Below are 20,100 nucleotides of genomic sequence, written 5' to 3' on the forward strand. Positions count from 1 at the left end.
CTAGTTCCCTCCCCCGGTTGCCGCTGGGAGGGGCCCCCACGCCTTGGCCGCGTCCGCCTCCAGCCTCGCCTGGGCGCCCGCCACGTCCGACGGGTTCGCCAGGAAGTCCTGGAGCGCCTTCCACTCACCCGCGCCCGGCGTCCCGCCGAACGCGGCCGGCGCCTGGTCCGACATGTCGAAGCGGAAGTCGTCGCCCGCCGCGATCAGCGCTTTCGCGATGCCCCGCTGGATGTCGTTCGGGTACGCCGCGAAATCCACCGCCTTGTTCGGCGAGACGAAACCGCCCTCCCCGGCCTGGATCCGCGCCGCGTCCGCCGAAGCCAGGAACGTCAGCAGCGCCTGCGCCCCCTTCGACGGCTTCAGCGCCACCGCCACGTCACCGCCCGAGACCACCGGGGCCTTCGCCCCGACCGCCGGGAACGGGAAGACCAGCGCGTCCTTGCCGACCTTCGCTTCCGTCTGGCCGATGTTCACCGCCACGAAGTCGCCCTCGAAGACCATCGCCGCCGCCGGCCGGTCGCCCCCGGTGAACACCTGCGTCACCGACTTCGGGAACTCCGTCGCCAGCGCCCCGGCCGTGCCGCCCGCCAGGAAGTCCTTGCGGCCGAACAGCTCACCGAGGGTGGTCAGCGCCTGCTTGACGCTGTCGTCCGTCCACTTGATCTGGTGCTTCGCCAGCTGGTCGTACTTCTGCGGGCCCGCCTGCGAGAGATAGACGTTCTCGAACCAGTCCGTCAGCGTCCAGCCGTCCGCACCCGCCACCGAGACCGGCGCGGTGCCGGAGGCCGAGAGGGTGTCGGCCGCGGCCAGCAGCTCCTTCCACGTCTTCGGCGGCCTGACGCCCGCCGCCTCGAAGGCGTTCGCGTTGTACCAGACCAGCGACTTGTTCGCCGCCTTGTAGTAGACGCCGTACTGGGTGCCGTCGACCGCCCCCAGCTGCCGCCAGCCCGGCGAGTAGTTGGCGTCGAGCTGCGCCCGGGCCTCCGGGCCCACCGGCTGCGCCCACTTGTTCCGCACCGCCGCGGCCAGCGCCCCGACCTGCGGGAGCAGCGCCACGTCCGGGGGCTGACCGCCCGCGATCTTGGTGCCGAGGAAGGTGACGATGGGGTCCTGGGCCGGGACGAAGGTGACGGTCGCGCCCGTCCGCTTCTCGAACTCCTTGAGCACCTTCGTGAAGTTGGCCTGCTCGGGCCCCGTCCAGACCGCCGAGACCTCCAGCTTCTCGCCCGGGAGCTTCGGTAACTCGACGGTGTGGGCCTGCTCCCCGCCCGTGGACGGGGTGCTGCCGGCGCTGCCGCCGCCTCCCCCGCCCCCGCACGCCGTCAGGGCGAGTGCGCCCGCGGCGGCGAGGGCCGCCCAGGCCCGCGCCCGCGTCCGTGCCGGGCCTCTCGTCCGGCTCCCCGCCAGGTTTCTCGCCTGGCTCGATCCGTACCGTCCGTGCTGTCCGCGCATGGTGCCGCCCCCGATGCCGTGTGGCCGTGGTGTGCTCCGTGCCACCAGGTCTACGCCGCGCGGCGCACCCCCGCAATACCGCGTCGCGCGGATCGGCGGGGCGTCAGGGGGCCGCCGGGAACAGCACAGGTATGGCCGAGACCAGGTGCGAGGCCCGGTCGAGGGCGCTGGCCAGGAGGGCGAGGTCGGTCGGCCCGTTGCCCAGCTCGCGCACCGGCCGGCGGGCCGGCGGGTCGCCCATCCGCTCCCACTCCACCGGGACCACGGTCGGCCTCAGGGTCGCGGTGCGCGGGATCCGCCCGGTGACCCGGCCCGCCTGGAACGGGACCGCCCGCCCGTCGGCGTACAGCAGCCTGCCCCGGCCGGGGCCCGGCCGGTCCGGCCCCTCCAGCTCGACCCGCAGCGCCGCCCGCCGGGCCAGCTCGGTCTCCGCGGTGCGGTCCGGGCGGGCGGTGGCGGCGATCAGGTGCACCCCGAGGCGGGCGCCCTCACGGGCCACCCCCTCCAGGATCCGTACGAGGGAACCCGCGGCGGGCCGCCCGGTGCTGCCCAGCGCCGGCGCGACCAGCGCGTCGAAGTCGTCCACCAGCAGCACCAGCCGGGGCAGCGGGCTCGGGCCGGCCGCCGGATCGGTGCGCGGCCCCGAGGGCCGCAGCCGCAGGGTGCCGGTGCGCTGCGGATCGAGGTCGCCGCGGTGTTCGCCCGGACCCGGGTCCCGGGGCGAGACCATCCCGTCGGACAGGCTGCGCCGGCCGTGCCAGTCGGCGAACGGCACGCCGTCCAGCAGCTCGTGGCGGCGCTTGAGCTCGGTGGCGAGGGCCTGCGCGAACTCCCGCATCCGCAGCGGGTCGGAGGCCACGAGGTGCGCCGACACGTGCGGCAGCTCCGTACAGGGCAGGAGGCCGTCGCCGCGTTCGCCGCCGGCGCCGTCGAGGAGGAGCAGGCCCAGGTGGTCCGGGCGGGACCCGGCCGCCAGGGAGGCGGCGAGGGAGCGCAGCAGCTCCGTACGGCCGCTGCCGGCGGGGCCCTCGACGAACAGGTGCGGGCCGTCGTGCACCAGCTCGGCGCCGACCGGCCCGCGCCGGCCGGCCCCGAGGACGACGTCGGCCAGCCCGCCCACGGCCCGGCCCTGGTCGGCCGCGGCGGCCCAGCGGGCCATCAGGGAGGCCGGGGTGGCGCGCGCCAGCCCGAGCTCGTCCAGGAGCCGGGCGCCCACGGGGAGGCTGGCGGCCGTGCGGTGGCCGCCGTGGCCGTCCGTCCGCGGGGCGTCGGCGCGCAGCGGGGCCAGGGCGCGGGCGAACCGCTCCGCCCAGGCGGCGGAGACCCCGTCGGCGACGGCGGTGGCGCCCGGCGGGACGGGCCTGCCGCCGCTGACCGCGAAGGTCCGCACGGCGGTCGCGACGTCCCCGCTGAGCAGGGCGACGGCGGCGCAGTCCCGGAAGGCGGGGGTGCCCGCGCAGGCGGTGTCGTACGTCTGCCCCACCGGGGAGGCGGGGGTGGCGGCCGGGGCCTCGGCGAGCGCGAGGACGTGGATGCCGGCGGCGGCGCCGTGCGAGGCCAGCCGGCCGGTGAGGTCGCGCAGGGCGGCGGTGCCGGGGTCGCCGTCGAGGACCACCAGGGTGCGGGGGCCCTCGTACGCGTCGGCCGCCCGGCGCACGGCCGACGGATCCGCGGTGGCCCAGCCGGTGCCCAGCGGACCGTCGTCCAGCCGCCGCGTCAGCTCGGCGGTGCGGGCGGCCGCCTGGTCGCGGTCGTACGCCAGGAGCAGCCGGCAGTCCTGGCCGTGCGCGGGGCGTACGTGGGGCAGCCAGCCGAGCCAGGCCCAGTCGCGGCGGCGCTCCTGGAGGGGCCGGACGCGGTCGGCGGCCAGCAGCACGATCTCCAGCTGCGCGGGCGCGTGCAGCCCGGCGAGCTGTGCCACGACGGACCGCGCGACGCCCATCAGCCGCGTCCGCGGGCCCGCGACCCCGAGCGCGCCGCTCCCGCGCAGCGCCACCCGGCTGCCGGCGCCGAGCCCCACCTCCAGGAACGCGGGGTGCCCGGCGCCCCGCGACCACAGCCGCCCGGTGGGTCCGAGCGCGGCGAGCAGCAGCGCGGCGGGGTCGTCGGCGTCGGGGGCGGCCGGAGCGGGCTCCGCCGTCTCCACGGCCTCGACGACGGCCTCCTCCTCGCCCCGCACCCACTTGCGGGCCCAGGCGCCGATGCCCCCGAGCCTGCGCCGCGGGGCCTCCTGCGGCTCCGGCTCGCCCGGAACCCCGGAGGGGCCGGGGTACGCGGCGGGGTGGTGGAAGGCCGCCTCCGGGCCGGGGGCCGCGGCGCCCGGGCCCGTTCCGCCGACGACGGCCGCGCCGGGGTCCCGGCCCGTACCGGCCACGGTGAACCGGCCCGTTCCGCCGGAGGCGCCCGCGCCGCCGCCGCTGCTACCCGCGCCGTCGCCGAAGGTGCCCGCGCCGTCGCCGGTACCCGTGGCGCCGCCGGAGGCGGCCGGGGCGCCGGGCGGGGCGGTCGTCAGGGCGAGGTGGCCCTCCAGGTCCGGGGCCACCGGGAGGCGGCTGCCGCCGCCCGTGGCCAGCCGCAGCGTGGACTCGCCGATCCGCAGCAGCGCCCCCGGTGCCAGCGCGACCGCCCGGACTCCCACCTCCGCGCCGTCCAGCGTCGTGCCGTTCGTCGAGCCGAGGTCGGCCACCGCCACGCGCCCGTCCGGCATCACGGTCACCGTGCAGTGCAGCCGCGACACGTCCGGGTCGTCCAGCGGGACGTCCGCGTCGGCCGAGCGCCCGATCCGCACCGACCCGGGGTGCAGCAGGTGCACGCCGCCCGCGTCGGGGCCGGCCACCACGTGCAGCTGCGGGGCGCCGAGTCCGTCGTCCCCCAGCGCGTCGGCGTCCGGCGCCGGGACGTGGAGCGTCAGCACGGCCCCGTCCACCAGCGGCGGCTCGCCCAGTACGGTGCGCTGGAGGTCCAGGCGGCGCGACCCGGCGTACAACACCACGGTCCCGCCCGTGTCGGGGCCGCCGACGGTCGCCGCGAGCCCGGAGGCCACCGCGGCCAGCGCGGTCCCGGCGGGTGCGGTGACGAGCACGTCACAGCCGGCGGGCGCGGTGGCGGCCTGATGGCCGCCGCGCGACCCGAGGACGGTCAGCCGGATCTGCATCGCCGTCAGCGGTCCCTTCTGCGCGGAGCGCAGTGCGCGGTGCGGGGCGCCCGGCGGGGTGCGGCGGGACATGTCTGCCCGGTCAACCCCCCGCCCGGCACGGACGTTTCGTCCGTTCAGGTCAGCCGGAAGGCGGGGCTCCCGTCCCTGCCGTTCCGTACGGGTGCATCCTCGCACCTGTCACCCGCAACACGCCCGGCGCCCGCCAACAAATGATCTTGATCGATGACGGCCGCCGCCGATCACCGCAAGGAATCGGCCATCCGATCGAGCGAATGCCGAGGTGATTCCGGGGAAAAGACCCTCAGGCATACGCCGCAAAACTCACCCTTCGCACAAATGTGCGGCAACCAACCTCCCGTGACCCGCGTCCTCCACGGAGACACCCCCTAGAGTTGGGCCGGAAACCCATCCGGAACCCTTCGGGAAACCCACTCGGCGGACTCAGCCGGAAAACGACAGCAGGGGAGCGCGAGACGTGCGGCCAGTCGGCAGCAAGTACCTGCTCGAGGAGCCGCTCGGACGCGGCGCCACGGGCACCGTCTGGCGTGCCCGCCAGAGGGAGGCCGCCGGCGCGGAGGCGGCCGTCGCCGGCCAGCCCGGCGAGACCGTGGCCATCAAGGTCCTCAAGGAGGAGCTGGCCCAGGACGCGGACATCGTCATGCGCTTCCTGCGCGAACGCTCCGTCCTGCTGCGCCTGACGCACCCCAACATCGTCCGCACCCGCGACCTCGTCGTCGAGGGCGACCTCCTCGCCCTCGTCATGGACCTGGTCGACGGCCCGGACCTGCACAAGTACATCCGGCAGAACGGCCCCTTCAGCCCGGTCGCCGCGGCCCTGCTGACCGCGCAGATCGCCGACGCGCTCGCCGCCAGCCACGCCGACGGCGTCGTCCACCGCGACCTGAAGCCGGCCAACGTCCTGCTCGACGAGAGCCACGGCCAGATGAAGCCGATGCTCACCGACTTCGGCATCGCCCGCCTCGCCGACTCCCCGGGCCTCACCCGCACCCACGAGTTCGTCGGCACCCCCGCCTACGTCGCCCCCGAGTCGGCCGAGGGCCGCCCGCAGACCTCCGCCGTCGACATCTACGGCGCCGGCATCCTCCTGTACGAGCTCCTCACCGGCCGCCCGCCCTTCGCCGGCGGCACCGCGCTCGAAGTGCTCCACCGCCACCTCAGCGAGGACCCGCAGCGGCCCTCGTCCGTGCCGGAGGCGCTGTGGATCGTCGTCGAGCGCTGCCTGCGCAAGGAGCCCGACGAGCGCCCGAGCGCGGAGAGCCTGGCCCGCGGCCTGCGCGTGGTCGCCGCCGGCATCCGCGTCCACTCGTCGCCCGACGAGGTCGAGGCCGCGCTCGGCGTCGGCGCGCTGCTCGCGCCCGACCCCTCGCCCGCGCCGGTCCCGGCCGCCGCCCCGCAGCTGCCCGGGAGCACCGCGCCGACGCAGGCGACGCCCGTGGCGGCGGGCGACTACGACCCGAACGCCATGACCAGCGTCCTGCCGCCCGTCGACGGGGCGGATGCCACCACCGTGCTGCCGCCCGTCGCCGGCGGGCCGGGCGGCGGGGCGCAGGGCGCCCCCGACCCGACCTCCGTCATGCCGCCGGTGCAGCGGCCCGACGCCCCGCACCCGTGGCAGTCGCAGATGCGGGCCGCGCGGGACCGCAACGAGCAGACGCAGATGCACTACCTCGACCCGGCCGAGGACCCCCTGCGCCGCCGCCCGCAGCGCCAGGCCCCGCCCGTGCCGCCGCCCCCGCAGCACCAGCCGCAGCAGCACCAGCAGCCGCAGTACCGCCCGGCCCCGCCGCCGCAGCAGCAGTACCAGCAGCCGCCCCAGTACGCCCCGCAGCCCCCGCCGTACCAGCAGCCGCAGGCGTACCAGCCCCCGCCGCCCCCGCAGCAGCAGGCGCCGTACCGGCAGCAGCCGCAGCCGCCGGTGCAGCAGCAGCCGCAGCGCCCGCCCCGGCAGCAGCCCCCGCGCGAGCCCCGCCCGCCGCGCGAGCCCCGCCGCAGCGCGAACCCCGTCCGCATCCCGGGTCTCGGCTGCCTCAAGGGCTGCTTCGTCCTGCTCCTGCTGCTCTTCGTGGGCGGCTGGCTGATCTGGGAACTGACCCCGCTCCAGGAGTGGATCGGCACGGGCAAGGGCTGGTGGGACCAGGTGTGGAGCTGGGGCAGCGACGCCGTGGACTTCGTCTCCTCCATCGGCGACAAGGCGAACGGCGGCGCCAGCGCCGGTTCCTGACGGTGCGGCAGCCTCGGGCCGGTGCCGCGCGGGGCTCTTTTCGCCCCGCACGGCGCCGACTTCGTAGATTTGTCGACATCCAGGGCGTGATTTCGCCCGCAGAAGTGAAGGTCACCGCGATCCGGAGCGCCGGGCACCCATTCGGCCGCGTAACTTTGGGGCGTTACGCCAGCCGCTGAGGGAGCAGTCGTGGCACGGAAGATCGGCAGCCGGTACACAGCGCACCAGATCCTGGGGCGCGGCAGCGCGGGCACGGTGTGGCTGGGCGAAGGGCCGGACGGGCCCGTCGCGGTCAAGCTCCTGCGCGAGGACCTCGCGTCCGACCAGGAACTGGTCGGACGGTTCGTCCAGGAGCGCAGCGCGCTGCTCGGCCTGGAGCACCCGCACATCGTCTCCGTCCGGGACATGGTCGTCGACGGCAACGACCTGGCCCTCGTCATGGACCTCGTCCGCGGCACGGACCTGCGCACCCGCCTCGACCGCGAGCGGCGGCTGGCCCCCGAGGCGGCCGCGGCCATCGTCGCGGACGTGGCCGACGCGCTGGCCGCGGCGCACGCCGCGGGCGTCGTCCACCGGGACGTGAAGCCGGAGAACGTCCTGCTCGACATGCAGGGCCCGCTCGGGCCGGGCGGCGCGCACCCCGCGCTGCTCACCGACTTCGGCGTGGCCAAGCTCATCGACCACCCCCGCCGGGCCCCCGCGCCGCCCGGGGCCCGCGCGGCGGCGCCGACCACGCGGATCATCGGGACGCCGGACTACCTCGCCCCCGAGATAGTGGAGGGCCTGCCCCCGCGGGCGGCCGTCGACATATACGCCCTCGCCACGGTCCTGTACGAGCTCCTGGCCGGGTTCACCCCCTTCGGCGGGGGACACCCGGGAGCGGTGCTGCGCCGGCACGTCACCGAGACCGTGGTCCCGCTGCCGGGGATCCCCGAGGAGCTGTGGCAGCTGATCGTCCAGTGCCTGGCCAAGGCGCCGGCCTCGCGGCTGCGGGCCTCGGAGCTGTCCGTACGGCTGCGGGAGCTGCTGCCGCTGCTGGCCGGGCTGCCGCCGCTGGACGTGGACGAGCCGGACGACGCGGAGCAGGAACCGGAGGCCCCGGCCGCCGCCGAGGAGTCGGCCGCCGCGGATCCGGTGCGCCGGCGGGGGGTGGTGCCGCTGGTCCCCGGGTCCGCGACGGACTCCAACCGGGACACGCACACCTCCATGCGCGTGCCGACGCCGGACGAGCTCGCGGGCGGGGCGCTGGGCACCGCGCGCGTGCCGCGGCCGGCCGGCGGGCACAAGCCGGGCTCCGCCCGGCACCGGTCGGAGGCGGTGCGCAAGCGGCGGCTGGTCCTCTCGGCGTCCGCGGTGGCGCTGGCCGCGGCGGTGGGGGTCGGCGGCTGGCTCGCCGCCTCCGGCGAGGATCCGGCCCCCCGGCCCGCGGGCCCGGCCCACTCGAAGCCGTCGCGGCCGTAGCGGAAGCCCTGCGCGGCGGTGCGGGTGCCCTTTCCGGGCCTCCGGCCCGCCCCGGAGCCTCCCCCGGCTGCCGCTGGGGGTACCTCCAGGCCTCGAACGCCGGCGGGGCCGGACACGTCCCGGCCCGTGCGGCGTCCGAGCGCACCGGGCGCGGAGCCGGGGCCCCGCCCCGCGCAGCGGCGCGCCCCCGGCCCCCCGGCCCGTCCCGGGCGCGGCTACGCCGCCGTGATGAGCGACGGGTGCCAGCGCCGGGCCACGGCCGGGTGGGCGCGGACCCAGCCCTTCAGCTCGTTGCGGCCGTACTCCGCGTGCAGCGGGTTCGACGCGTCGTGCGCGACCCCGGGCGCGGACCGCAGGTACTCCCCGGGCACGGTGTCGATCACCGCGTCCAGCCGCGGGTTGTAGAAGAACGGCACCGAGAACCGCTCAACCGCCCCCGGCGGGCTGACCACCCGGTGGTCGGTGGCCACCAGGTACCCCTCCGTGGCGATCTCCAGCAGCTCGCCCAGGTTCACCACGAACGCCCCCGGCATCGGCGGGATGTCCACGAAGCCGCCGTCCCGGACGACCTGGAGACCGCCCACCCCGTCCTGCAGCAGCAGCGTCAGGAAGCCGTAGTCCTTGTGCGCGCCGACCCCCTGGTCCGCGCCCGACGGGGCCGATCCGGGGTAGCGGATCAGCTTCGTGTGCAGGTGCGGCCGGTCCGCGAAGGCCGCGTCGAAGAAGTCCGCGGGCGCCCCGATCGCGGTCAGCAGCTCCCGCAGCAGCCGGTGTGCCACCCCCGCCAGCCGCTCCTGCCAGTCCAGCACCGCCTGCCGCAGCTCCGGCAGCGCCGGCGGCCACTGGTTCGGGCCCTCCAGCCACAGGTACGCGGGGTCGTCCGGTCCGACCTCCGGCGCGGGGCGCTCCGCGCCGACGTCCAGCTGGTCCCGCCAGTCGGAGGCCCCGCCGGTCAGTTCGTGCCCGATGCGGGTGTAGCCCCGGAAGTGCGGGGAGTTCAGGTTGCTCACGCCCAGCCGGTCGGCCTCCGGGAGCGCGAAGAAGGCCCTGGTCAGCTCCAGGATGCGGGCGGTCTCGGCCTCCGTGATCCCGTGCCCGGTCAGGTACAGGAAGCCCGTGTCGCGGGCGGCGGCGTGCAGCTGCTTGAGGAAGTCGTCCCGCTCCGCGGGGTCGTCGGCCCGGGAGAGGTCGATCACGGCGAGGGAAGAGGAGGAGGGGCTGGAGGAGGGGTGCGCGGACGGCATGACGGCTCCGTTTCGGATGTCACGGGGTCCTGTGCCCCGGAGATGGCGGGGCGGCGGGCAGCATGGAACGGACCGCCGGCAGGGATGGCGCCGGGCGGGCGGTGGCCGCGTACAGGACCGAAGTCGGATCGGGTTGATCAGGCTTGTGCGAGGTCCGGCGGCAGACAGCTCGTGGTGGTGACACGCATGTGGTCCACATGGCGGCGCTTCACGAGTAGAACGGTCATACGGTGAGCGTACGCCCGTACCCACCCTCCTTCGAACACGTTCATCGGGCCTGGCCGGAGATGGCCGTCCGCGGACCGGCTACGCTGGACCCGTGGCAGTCGTCGATGTTTCCGAAGAGCTGAAGTCCCTCTCCTCGACCATGGGGTCGATCGAGGCCGTCCTGGACCTCGACAAGCTGAGGGCAGAAATCGCCGTGCTCGAGGAGCAGGCCGCCGCGCCGTCCCTGTGGGACGACCCGGACGCCGCCCAGAAGATCACGAGCAAGCTTTCGCACCTCCAGGCCGAGGTCCGCAAGACCGAGGCGCTGCGCGGCCGCATCGACGACCTCGCGGTGCTCTTCGAGCTCGCGCAGGAGATGGAGGACGCGGACACCCTGGCCGAGGCCGAGGCCGAGCTGGTGTCCGTCCGCAAGGCGCTGGACGAGATGGAGGTCCGGACCCTGCTCTCCGGCGAGTACGCCGAGCGCGAGGCCCTGGTCAACATCCGCGCCGAGGCCGGCGGCGTCGACGCCTCCGACTTCGCCGAGCGCCTCCAGCGCATGTACCTGCGCTGGGCCGAGCGCCACGGCTACCCGACGGAGATCTACGAGACCTCCTACGCGGAAGAGGCCGGCATCAAGTCGACCACCTTCGTGGTCAAGGCCCCGTACGCGTACGGCACCCTCTCCGTCGAGCAGGGCACCCACCGCCTGGTCCGCATCTCGCCTTTCGACAACCAGGGCCGCCGCCAGACCTCCTTCGCGGGCGTCGAGGTGCTGCCGGTCGTCGAGACCAGCGACCACGTCGAGATCGACGAGTCCGAGCTGCGCATCGACGTGTACCGCGCCTCCGGCCCCGGCGGCCAGGGCGTCAACACGACCGACTCGGCCGTGCGCATCACCCACATCCCGACCGGCATCGTGGTCTCCTGCCAGAACGAGCGCTCCCAGATCCAGAACAAGGCCAGCGCGATGAACGTGCTCCAGGCCAAGCTGCTGGAGCGGCGCCGTCAGGAGGAGCAGGCCAGGATGGACGCCCTCAAGGACGGCGGCAGCTCCTGGGGCAACCAGATGCGCTCCTACGTCCTGCACCCGTACCAGATGGTCAAGGACCTGCGGACGGAGTTCGAGGTCGGCAACCCGCAGGCGGTCCTCGACGGCGAGATCGACGGCTTCCTGGAGGCCGGCATCCGCTGGCGCAAGCAGCAGGAGCAGACCGCCTAGCCGACGGCGGCGACGCGCGACAGAACAGAGAGGAAGGGCTCGGACACCGTGGGTGTCCGAGCCCTTCCTCTTCGCCTGTGAACCGTCTGCGATCGGGACGCGGCGCGGCCTACGCGGTCCGGGCCACGAGTGCCAGCGCGGCCACCAGCACCACCATGAGCGCGATGAGCGCCATCGGATTCAGCCCTGCGAAGGGGCCTTCCTGCTGGAGGCGCTCCCGGTTCGCCCGGCACACCGGGCAGCGGCCCTGGCTGACAGGTGCGGCGCAGTTCGCGCACACGAGCCGGTCAATTGTCATGCGCTCCTCCTCTCGTCCCCTCGTGACGCATAACGGCAGGGGGACCGAGTCCGTTCCCCCTACCACTGTGCCAGCTCCGCCGGCATTCGGCGCGGCCCGTCCGGGCACGAGCGGTCCGACTCCCCCGGGAGTCGGGGATAAATCGGGCAACTCAGGATGCCGGGTCCCCACTCCGCGCCCGTTCGCGTATGGTCACGCACACCTACTCCCGGCGACCGTGGTGCACCCGTGATCCGATTCGACAACGTCTCCAAGTCCTACCCGAAGCAATCCCGGCCCGCACTCAGAGATGTCTCCCTCGACATCGCCAAGGGCGAGTTCGTCTTCCTGGTCGGCTCCTCCGGCTCCGGCAAGTCCACCTTCCTGCGGCTGGTCCTGCGCGAGGAACGGGCGAGCCACGGGCAGGTGCACGTCCTGGGAAAGGACCTCGCGAAGCTCTCCAACTGGAAGGTCCCGCACATGCGGCGCCAGCTGGGGACCGTCTTCCAGGACTTCCGCCTCCTGCCCAACAAGACGGTGGCCGAGAACGTCGCCTTCGCCCAGGAGGTCATCGGCAAACCGCGCGGTGAGATCCGCAAGGCCGTCCCGCAGGTGCTGGAACTGGTCGGCCTCGGCGGCAAGGAGGGGCGGATGCCGGGCGAGCTGTCCGGCGGCGAGCAGCAGCGCGTGGCCATCGCCCGCGCCTTCGTCAACCGCCCCGCCCTGCTGATCGCCGACGAGCCGACGGGCAACCTCGACCCGCAGACCTCCGTCGGGATCATGAAGCTGCTGGACCGGATCAACCGGACCGGCACCACCGTCATCATGGCCACGCACGACCAGCAGATCGTGGACCAGATGCGCAAGCGCGTCATCGAACTCGAACAGGGCCGACTCGTACGCGACCAGTCGCGCGGCGTCTACGGCTACCAGCACTGAAAGGCACCTGAGACGCCATGCGCGCCCAGTTCGTCATGTCGGAGATCGGCGTCGGCCTCCGCCGCAATCTCACCATGACCTTCGCGGTCATCATCTCCGTGGCCCTGTCGCTGGCCCTCTTCGGGGGCTCCCTGCTCATGCGGGACCAGGTCAGCGCCATGAAGGGGTACTGGTACGACAAGGTCAACGTCACCGTCTACCTCTGCACCAAGAACGACGCCATCGACGCCGCCGCGGGCAGTGCCCCGGCGGCGGCCGGGGCGCCGGGCACCCCCGCCGCACCCGCCGCCGGCAACGGCAAGCCCTGCTCCAAGGGCGCCGTCACGCCCGACCAGAAGCAGGGCATCGAGCGCGAGCTCAAGAAGATGCCCCTCGTCCAGACCGTCATGTACGAGTCCTCGGACGAGGCCTACAAGCACTACAAGGAGCGCTTCGGGCACACCGCCCTGGCCTCCGTCGTCACCCCCGACCAGATGCCCGACTCCTTCCGGGTCAAGCTGAAGAACCCGGAGAAGTACGAGGTCATCACCTCCGCCTTCGCCGGCCGCGACGGGGTCCAGTCGGTGGCCGACCAGTCCACCGAGCTCGACAACCTCTTCGCCCTGCTGGGCACCCTCAACTGGGCCGCCCTCGGCATCATGATGATCATGCTGATCGTGGCGCTGCTGCTGATCGTCAACACCGTGCGCGTCTCGGCGTTCAGCCGTCGGCGGGAGACCGGCATCATGCGCCTGGTCGGCGCCTCCGGCTTCTACATCCAGGTGCCGTTCATCATGGAGGCGGCCGTGGCCGGCCTCATCGGCGCCGGCTTCGCCTGCGCGATGCTGGGCGCGGGCCAGTACTTCGTGATCGACCACGGCATCGGGCTCCGCGACAAGCTCCAGCTGATCAACTTCATCGGCTGGGACGCGGTCCTCACCAAGCTCCCGCTGGTCCTGGTCATCGGCCTCCTGATGCCCTCCCTGGCGGCCTTCGTCGCGCTGCGCAAGTACCTGAAGGTGTGACGAGCGCCCTCCGGCGTGTGCGGTCAACCCCGCTTGCGGCGGAGGGGATTGTCCTAGACTCGGCCGCATGCCGGGTCTGCCCGCTCTCTGTCTCCGGCCCCGTGACGTGCGTCGCGGGGCCTTCTTGACGCTGCTGTTCGCCGTCTCCGTGGGCGCCGCCGCGGCCACCGGGTGCTGGGGGTCCCCCGAGGGGGACGAGACCCGTACCGCCTTCGCGAGCGCCGAGGAGCCGCAGCGGAGCCTGCCGCCGGCTCCCGCGCCCGGCACCGCCGACCGGGAGGCCGTCGCCCGGGCCGCCGCCGAGGCCGTCGCCGAGGGGAAGTCCGGGAAGAAGGCCGCCCAGGAGGTGGTCAGCCGCAGCGGCGACCGCTGGGGCACCGTCTACGACCAGGGCGAGTACGCCGCCTTCGCCGAGGACCTCGACGGCCGCTGGACCGGCGTCGGGCTCTGGGCCGGGCGCCGCGCAGACGGCCGCATCGAGGTCGACCGGGTCCAGCCCGGCAGCCCGGCCGCCCGGGCCGGCCTGCGCGCCGGCGACCGGCTGCTGAGCGTCGACGGGCAGGAGGTCAGCGGCCTGCCCGTGGCCGACGTGGTGGCCAGGCTGCGCGGTGAGGCCGGCACTCCGGTGGTCCTCGGCCTCGGCCGGGACGGCGCCGTCCTCACCGAGACCGTCCGCCGGGAGGAGCTGCGCGCCGACCCGGTGACCGTGCGCCGCCTCGCGGGCGGCATCACCGTGATCAAGGTGTCCTCCTTCACCCGGGGTTCGGGCGAGCGCGTCAAGGAGGCCGTCCGCGAGGCCCCGCCGGGCGGCGGGGTGATGCTGGACCTGCGGGGCAACCCGGGCGGGCTGGTCGCCGAGGCGGTCACCGCGGCCTCCGCCTTCCTGGACGGCGGGCTCGTGGCGACGTACGACGTGCACGGCTCCGAGCGCGCCCTGTACGCGACCCCCGGCGGGGACACGGCCCGCCCCCTGGTGACCCTCGTGGACGGCGGCACGATGAGCGCGGCCGAGCTGGTCACCGGCGCCCTTCAGGACCGCGGCCGCGCGGTGACGGTGGGCACCCGCACCTTCGGCAAGGGCTCTGTCCAGATGCCGACCCAGCTCCCGGGCGGCGCGGTGGCGGAGCTGACGGTCGGCACGTACCGCACTCCGGCGGGCCGCAGCCTCGACGGCGGGGGCATCACCCCGGACCTGGCCGTCGGCGACGGGGCCGAGGAGCGGGCGCGGGCGGTATTGGGTGGCCTCGGGGTGGGGTCGTAGTGCGAAAATGGCCGCACTATGGCTAAGGAAAAAGGGCGCAAGCTGATCGCCCAGAACAAGAAGGCGCGGCACGACTACGCGATCATCGACACCTACGAGTGCGGCATCGTGCTCACGGGCACCGAGGTCAAGTCCCTGCGCCAGGGCCGGGCCTCGCTGGTCGACGGCTTCGTGTCGGTCGAGAGCGGCGAGGTGTGGATGTACAACGTCCACGTCCCGGAGTACAGCCAGGGCACCTGGACCAACCACAGCGCCCGCCGCAAGCGCAAGCTCCTCATGCACCGCGAGGAGATCGACAAGCTGGAGCGCAAGGCGGAGGAGTCGGGTCACACGGTCGTGCCCCTGGCCCTGTACTTCAAGGACGGCCGCGCGAAGGTCGAGATCGCGCTGGCGAAGGGCAAGAAGGAGTACGACAAGCGCCAGACCCTGCGCGAGAAGCAGGACACGCGCGAGACCCAGCGGACGATCTCCGCGATCCGCCGCAAGCAGCGGGGCACGGTTTAATCTCCTGGCACGCGGTGGGCCACTTCGCGTACCATGGCGTCAGCACCACCCCCCAGGGGGCGGCGCAGCGTGAGCAGTACCTAATTCAAGAGTGACAACATGGGGATGATCGGTTTCGACAGCGGATGTCGATGCAGGGGAAGCGAGCCGAGGAAGCGGCAATGATCTCGCTAACCACATGTCGCAAAAAATAATCGCCAACTCCAAGAGCGATAACTCCCGCTTCACCCTCGCTGCCTAATAACAGTGAGCTGAAGCCTCTGTGAGGAGCGTCAGCCCGGAAGTGGTCCCGGTCCGGATCCTGGCGTCAACAAGGGATCTAAACCTCTAGCCCCGGTCACGGGGGCTGGAGGGAAACCAAACAGTGACTGAGCCCGTCGGAGACTTGTCCGTGTGATCTCCGGGGCCGAGAAAAGCGCAGCGGACTGCGCTCGGAGAAGCCCTGCTTCTGCACCGTTGGACGCGGGTTCGATTCCCGCCATCTCCACTCATCCCATGTGGGCGAGGGCCCCGCAGCCGGTCGGCTGCGGGGCCTTCGTCATGTGCGGCGCCCGCAGGGCGTGCGGGCCCTTGATCCGCGTCCATGATCGATTAGGGTGGCGCGATGTTCGAAGGAAACCTGGTGAGACTGCGCGCGCTGCGCGCCGAAGACGCCGAGCACCACCTGCGGTGGCGCAACGACCCGGAGGTCGTGCGCCTGGCCTCGGCCGGTGATCCCTGTTTCGGGCCGGTCACCGCCGAGGCGGTCGGGCTCGCGTTCGAGCGGATGCTGCGGCTCGTGCCGAGGGAGTCGGCCGTGTTCACGGTCGAGGACCTGGCGAGCGGGCGGGTCATCGGCATGGCCGACTACCGCGACCTCGACCCCTACCTCGGGGTGGCCACACTGGGCGTCACCATCGGCGAGCGGGAGTTCTGGGGCCGCGGCCACGGCCGGGACGCGACGCGGATGCTCGTGGACCACCTGTTCGGCGCGTACGGGCTGCACCGGCTGGAGCTGGACACCTGGAGCGGCAACGAGCGTGCCGTGCGGGCGTTCTCGGCGCTCGGCTTCCGCGAGGAGGGGCGCCTGAGGGCGGCCGTGCTGGTGGCGGGGGAGCGTTACGACCGCGTGCTCTTCGGGATGCTGCGCGAGGAGTGGGCGAAGCGCGTGTGACGGGTGGTGCGGACGAAGCCCCGCGGCCGGCCGGCCGCGGGGCTTCGTCGTGCCCGGTCCGGGGCCGGTCCGCCGCCGGTGCGGGCGGCGGGGGAGCGGCGGTGCGGCCGTCGGGTGCGGTCAGGAACAGTACGGGACCTTGTTGAGGTTCAGGGCGTAGCGGGCGGCGATCCAGCCGCGGCCGTCGGCGAGCTTGTACCAGATCGCGTTGTCGTCGACCTGCTCGCCGTCGACCTTGCACTGGAGCGCGACGACCGTGTCGGCCGCGATCCTGCCGGTCTTCCCGTAGCCCGTGCCGGGGCCGGAGCGGATGCCGAGGCCCTGGCCGGAGGTGACGATGCGGGCCTTCGGGCCGCCCTCGCCGGGGTGGTCGCCCTTGCCGTGGTGGTCCTTGCCGCCCTTGCCGTGGTGCTCGTCCTTGCCGCCGTGGCCGCTGCCGCACTTGCAGTCGCCGGGCTTGCCCCGGTCTCCCTTGTCCCCCTTGGGGCCGCGGTCGCCCTGCGGTCCCTGCGGTCCGGCCGGGCCCTGGTCGCCCCTGTCGCCCTTGGGGCCCCTCGGGCCGCGGTCGCCGGTGTGGCCCTTCGGGCCGCGGTCGCCGGTGTCGCCCCGGTCGCCCTTGGGGCCGCGCTCTCCGGTGTCTCCCTTGTCTCCCTTGTCGCCCTTGGGGCCGGGGCGGCCGGGCCTGCCGTGGTGGCCCGGCTTGCCGTCGTGGCCGTCGTGGCCGTCGTGTCCGGGCGGGCCGTCGTCGCCCTTCGGGCCGCGCACCGGGGTGGCCACGGCGAAGAGGGCCGGTGCGCCTTCCCCGTCCGACCACTCGCCGCCGTCCAGCGTCGTGCCCTCCGGGGCGGCGGCGTCCACGGCGAGGGAAACCGCCAGCCGGGTCTGGGTGTTCGCCGGGAAGGCGAAGCCGGCGCGGGTCCCGGCGGAGCAGGTCAGCCGGCGCGCGTCGGAGGACCGGGTGCACGAGCCGCCCGCCCGCTGGCCGTTCCAGTAGAACCGGGCCTCGGGGAACGTGGTCCGCTCCGGGGCGGTGATCCGGAAGGTGCCGCTGTGCGCCGGGTCCGCCCCGTTCAGGGCCGCGATGACGACGCGGCCCGTCTTCCCGGGGGCGATGGAGGGGACGTACGGCTGGGAGAAGCGGACGTGCGGGGAGTCCGCCAGGGCGGGCACGGCCGGCATCAGGCAGGACGCGGTGACGGCCGCGACGATCAGGGCCGAGGAGACGGAACGCGAAGCAGACAAGGGGGGTTCCTCCGCGAAGGGAAGGGTGCTGGGGGAAGGCCTCCCCAGTTATGGCCGATCGCGGCCGGGAAGGGTGCGACCCACGCGAGCGGCGTCACCCGGCAGCCGGATGAAATCCCGATCAACGGCCCGGTCGCGGAGTCGCCGGTCCGATGAGCAGTGCGGCCAGTGCCGCGGCGGCCGGCAGGAGGTACGCCATCCCCGTGCCGAGGCGGTCGACGGCCAGGCCCGCCGTGGCGGAGCCGGCCGAGATTCCGGCGAGGATCGCGGTGACGGCCAGCGTCATGCCCTCGTTGAGGCGGCCCTCGGGGGTGCGGGACTGGACCAGGCCCATCGCGGTGACCATCACCGGCGCCGTGGACATCCCGGCCAGCAGCAGGGCCAGGGCCAGCGGGACGAGGGAGCCGGTGGCGGCCGCCGCCCAGGGCAGGGTCATCGCCCCGGCCAGCGCGACCAGGCAGGTCCGCAGGCTCCTCGGGCGCCGCGCCCCGTACAGCAGTCCGGCCACGCAGGAGCCCGCCGCCTGGAGCGCGAGCACCGGGCCGGACGTGCCGCCGAGGCCCAGGGCGGAGAGGTGGGCGATCGAGGTGACCTCCATCGAACCGAAGACCAGGCCGGTGGCGAGGAAGAGGCCGAGGAGCGGGAGCAGGGCGCGCAGCGGGGACCGGCCTCCCGCGGCCCTGGGCGCCCCGCCGGCCGGGGGCTCGGTGGCGCGGTGCGCGGTGAACACCAGCATGCCGGTCAGCAGCAGTGCCGCCCCGGTGAGGGTGCCCGCCTCCGGGAAGGCGGCGGTGCACAGGAAGGCGGCGAGGACCGGGCCGAGCATGAAGCACAGCTCGTCGGCGGCCTGTTCGAAGGACATCGCGGTGTGGTGCGCGGAGCGGGGCAGCAGGTGCGTCCAGCGGGCCCGGGACATGCCGCCGATGTTGGGGGTGGTGGCGGTGGCCGCGTAGGAGGCGAACAGGGTCCAGGCGGGGGCCTCCGTACGGACGCACAGGACCAGGGAGAGCGAGCCGAGGACGGCGATCACCGTGGCGGGCACGGCGATCCGGGCCTGCCCGTACCGGTCGACGAGGCGGGCCGTCCACGGCCCGACGACGGCGGTGGCGGCCATGCCGGTCGCGGTGACCGCGCCGGCCAGGGCGTACGAGCCGCGCTGCCCGGCGATCATCATCACCGCGCTGATCGCGAACATGCCCATGGGGAGCCGGGCGAGCAGGTTCCCGGCGGTGAACCCGCGCGCCCCGGGGACGGTGAACAGCCGGGCGTAGGGGCCGAGGACACGGGTCCCCGCGCGGGACCGGGCGCGGGGTCCGGCGGGGTCCGGGGCGGGTGCGCCGGCCGTGCGCGGGGCCCGGAGGTCGTGGGCGGCCGCCGTCGGCGCCGGGGTGCCGGCGGATTCCGGGGCGTGTGCCCCTGCGGGAGTCGGGGCGGCGGCCGGCGCCGGGGTCGCGGCGCGGGTCCGGGCGCGGGGTCCGAGCGGGATCCGGGCCGGGGTCGCGGCGCGGGTCCGGGCGCGGGGTCCGAGCGGGGGCGGGGTCGGGGCGGCCAGGACGAGGGTGGTGCCCGTGACGGCCATGAGCGGGGTTTCCTGCGGCATGCCACGAGCCTGCGGCCCGGCCCCGGCACTGGTCCAACACCTGTTCCGGGGCCATTCACGCCACCCTGTTGTTAATCTCTCCGGGTGACCTCCCCCGACGTGGACCCCCGGCTGCTGCGCGGCTTCCTCGCCGTCGCCGAGGAGCTGCACTTCACCCGCGCCGCCGCCCGCCTCTACGTGGCCCAGCAGGCCCTCAGCCGCGACGTCCGCCGGCTCGAACACGCCCTGGGAACGACCCTGTTCACCCGCACCACCCGCGCCGTCGAGCTCACCGCCGACGGGGTGCGCCTGCTGCCCCACGCCCGCGAGGTGCTCCGCGCCCACGAGGAACTGGCCGCCGCCTTCGCCGGGCCGCCCCCCGCCCTCCTCGTCGACCTCAACACCGACGGCCCCACCACCGCCCGCCTCGTCCTGGAGCGCGCCCGCGAACTCGCCCCCGGCCACGAGCTGATGGCCCGCTTCGAGAGCGGCCTCACCCACGCCGCCACCGAGATCGCCGCGGGTCGGCTCGACGTCTCCTTCGGCTACGTCGCAGGCCTGGACCCCGCCCTGCGGGCCAGGCTCGCGCACCTGCCCGTACGCCACGAACCCCTCGCCGTCCTCCTGCCCGAGGAACACCCCCTGGCCGCGCTGGAATCCGTACCGCTCGACGCGCTCGCCGGGGAGACCGTCTACGCCGGGGCGGGCAACCCGCGCACCCTGGAGTGGACCCGGCTGGCCCACGAGCTGTTCGCCGGGCGGGGCATCGCGGTGGCGCCGCCCGCGCCGGTGGCGATGGGCAAGGAGGAGTTCATGCGGGTGATGGCCAAGACCCGCAACCCGGTCCTGGTCACCATCGGCTTCCTCGACATGCCCGGCTGCGTCAAACGCCTCCTCGTGGACCCCGTACCGCTCTCCCCGCTGTCCATGGTCTGGCGCGCGGGGCTGCGCCACCCCGGCCTGGACGCCCTCGCCCGCGCCGCCGCCGAACTCCAGGACGCCCACCGCTGGCTGGAACTCCCCCCGGACAGCTGGCTCCCGGGAGGTCTCACATCCGGCGCCCGCGGCGGGTGAGAGCAAGGTTTCCCCCCGGTCATCCGGCGGGGACCGGGGCCGAAACGCGCCGTTCCTAGCGTCGTCGCCACGTACGCGACAG

General features: G+C 74.5%; 15 protein-coding genes and 1 other RNA gene. 10 read left to right on the forward strand and 6 right to left on the reverse strand.

The window, feature by feature from the left end:
* Positions 1 to 1,452 carry an ABC transporter substrate-binding protein gene (locus ACFY15_RS25250; protein ID WP_390687536.1) on the reverse strand — a complete coding sequence of 484 codons (1,452 nt, stop codon included), beginning with the start codon at positions 1,450 to 1,452 and terminating at the stop codon, positions 1 to 3.
* Between the two features lie 103 nt (positions 1,453 to 1,555).
* Positions 1,556 to 4,606, reverse strand: a complete 3,051-nt coding sequence (locus ACFY15_RS25255) for an FHA domain-containing protein (RefSeq protein ID WP_390687572.1) — start codon at positions 4,604 to 4,606, stop codon at positions 1,556 to 1,558.
* Positions 4,607 to 5,084: 478 nt separating this feature from the next.
* Between ACFY15_RS25255 and ACFY15_RS25260 the strand changes: the two genes are divergently transcribed.
* Both ACFY15_RS25260 and ACFY15_RS25265 read left to right on the forward strand, forming a co-directional pair.
* Entirely contained in the window at positions 5,085 to 6,851 is a 1,767-nt protein-coding gene (locus ACFY15_RS25260) for a serine/threonine-protein kinase (RefSeq protein WP_390687535.1), read from the forward strand.
* 189 nt (positions 6,852 to 7,040) lie between these two features.
* Entirely contained in the window at positions 7,041 to 8,312 is a 1,272-nt protein-coding gene (locus tag ACFY15_RS25265; RefSeq protein ID WP_390687533.1) for a serine/threonine-protein kinase, read from the forward strand.
* A gap of 215 nt (positions 8,313 to 8,527) precedes the next feature.
* Here the strand turns inward: ACFY15_RS25265 and ACFY15_RS25270 are convergent, their stop codons facing one another.
* Positions 8,528 to 9,556 (reverse strand): isopenicillin N synthase family dioxygenase, encoded by a 1,029-nt coding sequence (locus tag ACFY15_RS25270; protein WP_390687532.1) that lies wholly within the window; start codon positions 9,554 to 9,556, stop codon positions 8,528 to 8,530.
* Positions 9,557 to 9,875: 319 nt separating this feature from the next.
* Between ACFY15_RS25270 and prfB the strand changes: the two genes are divergently transcribed.
* Positions 9,876 to 10,985: a peptide chain release factor 2 gene (gene prfB, locus ACFY15_RS25275; RefSeq protein ID WP_390687531.1), complete on the forward strand. Its 1,110-nt coding sequence runs from the start codon at positions 9,876 to 9,878 to the stop codon at positions 10,983 to 10,985.
* Positions 10,986 to 11,094: 109 nt separating this feature from the next.
* On the opposite strand, the gene ACFY15_RS25280 is transcribed toward prfB, so the two are convergent.
* The gene (locus ACFY15_RS25280; RefSeq protein WP_042810246.1) at positions 11,095 to 11,283 is read right to left on the reverse strand and encodes a hypothetical protein; all 189 of its coding nucleotides are present in this window, start codon (positions 11,281 to 11,283) and stop codon (positions 11,095 to 11,097) included.
* A 228-nt stretch (positions 11,284 to 11,511) separates the two neighbouring features.
* Between ACFY15_RS25280 and ftsE the strand changes: the two genes are divergently transcribed.
* The 6 genes from ftsE (at position 11,512) to ACFY15_RS25310 (ending at position 16,123) form a co-directional block, all read left to right on the forward strand.
* Positions 11,512 to 12,201 (forward strand): cell division ATP-binding protein FtsE, encoded by a 690-nt coding sequence (gene ftsE, locus ACFY15_RS25285; protein ID WP_351887067.1) that lies wholly within the window; start codon positions 11,512 to 11,514, stop codon positions 12,199 to 12,201.
* A gap of 17 nt (positions 12,202 to 12,218) precedes the next feature.
* Positions 12,219 to 13,205: a permease-like cell division protein FtsX gene (gene ftsX, locus ACFY15_RS25290; RefSeq protein WP_390687530.1), complete on the forward strand. Its 987-nt coding sequence runs from the start codon at positions 12,219 to 12,221 to the stop codon at positions 13,203 to 13,205.
* Between the two features lie 67 nt (positions 13,206 to 13,272).
* Positions 13,273 to 14,466, forward strand: coding sequence for a S41 family peptidase (locus tag ACFY15_RS25295; protein WP_390687529.1), 1,194 nt, complete (start codon positions 13,273 to 13,275; stop codon positions 14,464 to 14,466).
* An 18-nt stretch (positions 14,467 to 14,484) separates the two neighbouring features.
* Positions 14,485 to 14,970 carry an SsrA-binding protein SmpB gene (gene smpB / locus ACFY15_RS25300; protein ID WP_390687528.1) on the forward strand — a complete coding sequence of 162 codons (486 nt, stop codon included), beginning with the start codon at positions 14,485 to 14,487 and terminating at the stop codon, positions 14,968 to 14,970.
* Positions 14,971 to 15,071: 101 nt separating this feature from the next.
* Positions 15,072 to 15,460, forward strand: a transfer-messenger RNA (tmRNA) gene (ssrA, locus tag ACFY15_RS25305).
* Between the two features lie 114 nt (positions 15,461 to 15,574).
* Positions 15,575 to 16,123: a GNAT family N-acetyltransferase gene (locus ACFY15_RS25310; RefSeq protein ID WP_390687527.1), complete on the forward strand. Its 549-nt coding sequence runs from the start codon at positions 15,575 to 15,577 to the stop codon at positions 16,121 to 16,123.
* Positions 16,124 to 16,243: 120 nt separating this feature from the next.
* Here ACFY15_RS25310 and ACFY15_RS25315 read toward each other — a convergent pair whose 3' ends face one another.
* The gene (locus tag ACFY15_RS25315) at positions 16,244 to 17,365 is read right to left on the reverse strand and encodes an SH3 domain-containing protein (RefSeq protein ID WP_390687526.1); all 1,122 of its coding nucleotides are present in this window, start codon (positions 17,363 to 17,365) and stop codon (positions 16,244 to 16,246) included.
* Positions 17,366 to 17,486: 121 nt separating this feature from the next.
* Positions 17,487 to 18,965 carry an MFS transporter gene (locus ACFY15_RS25320; RefSeq protein WP_390826090.1) on the reverse strand — a complete coding sequence of 493 codons (1,479 nt, stop codon included), beginning with the start codon at positions 18,963 to 18,965 and terminating at the stop codon, positions 17,487 to 17,489.
* Between the two features lie 84 nt (positions 18,966 to 19,049).
* Here ACFY15_RS25320 and ACFY15_RS25325 point away from each other — a divergent pair, with 84 nt between their 5' ends.
* Entirely contained in the window at positions 19,050 to 20,018 is a 969-nt protein-coding gene (locus ACFY15_RS25325; RefSeq protein ID WP_390826091.1) for a LysR family transcriptional regulator, read from the forward strand.
* Positions 20,019 to 20,100: the final 82 nt, after the last annotated feature.

The organism is Streptomyces sp. NPDC001373 (assembly GCF_042895815.1).
In the GTDB taxonomy this organism is placed as follows: Bacteria; Actinomycetota; Actinomycetes; order Streptomycetales; family Streptomycetaceae; genus Streptomyces.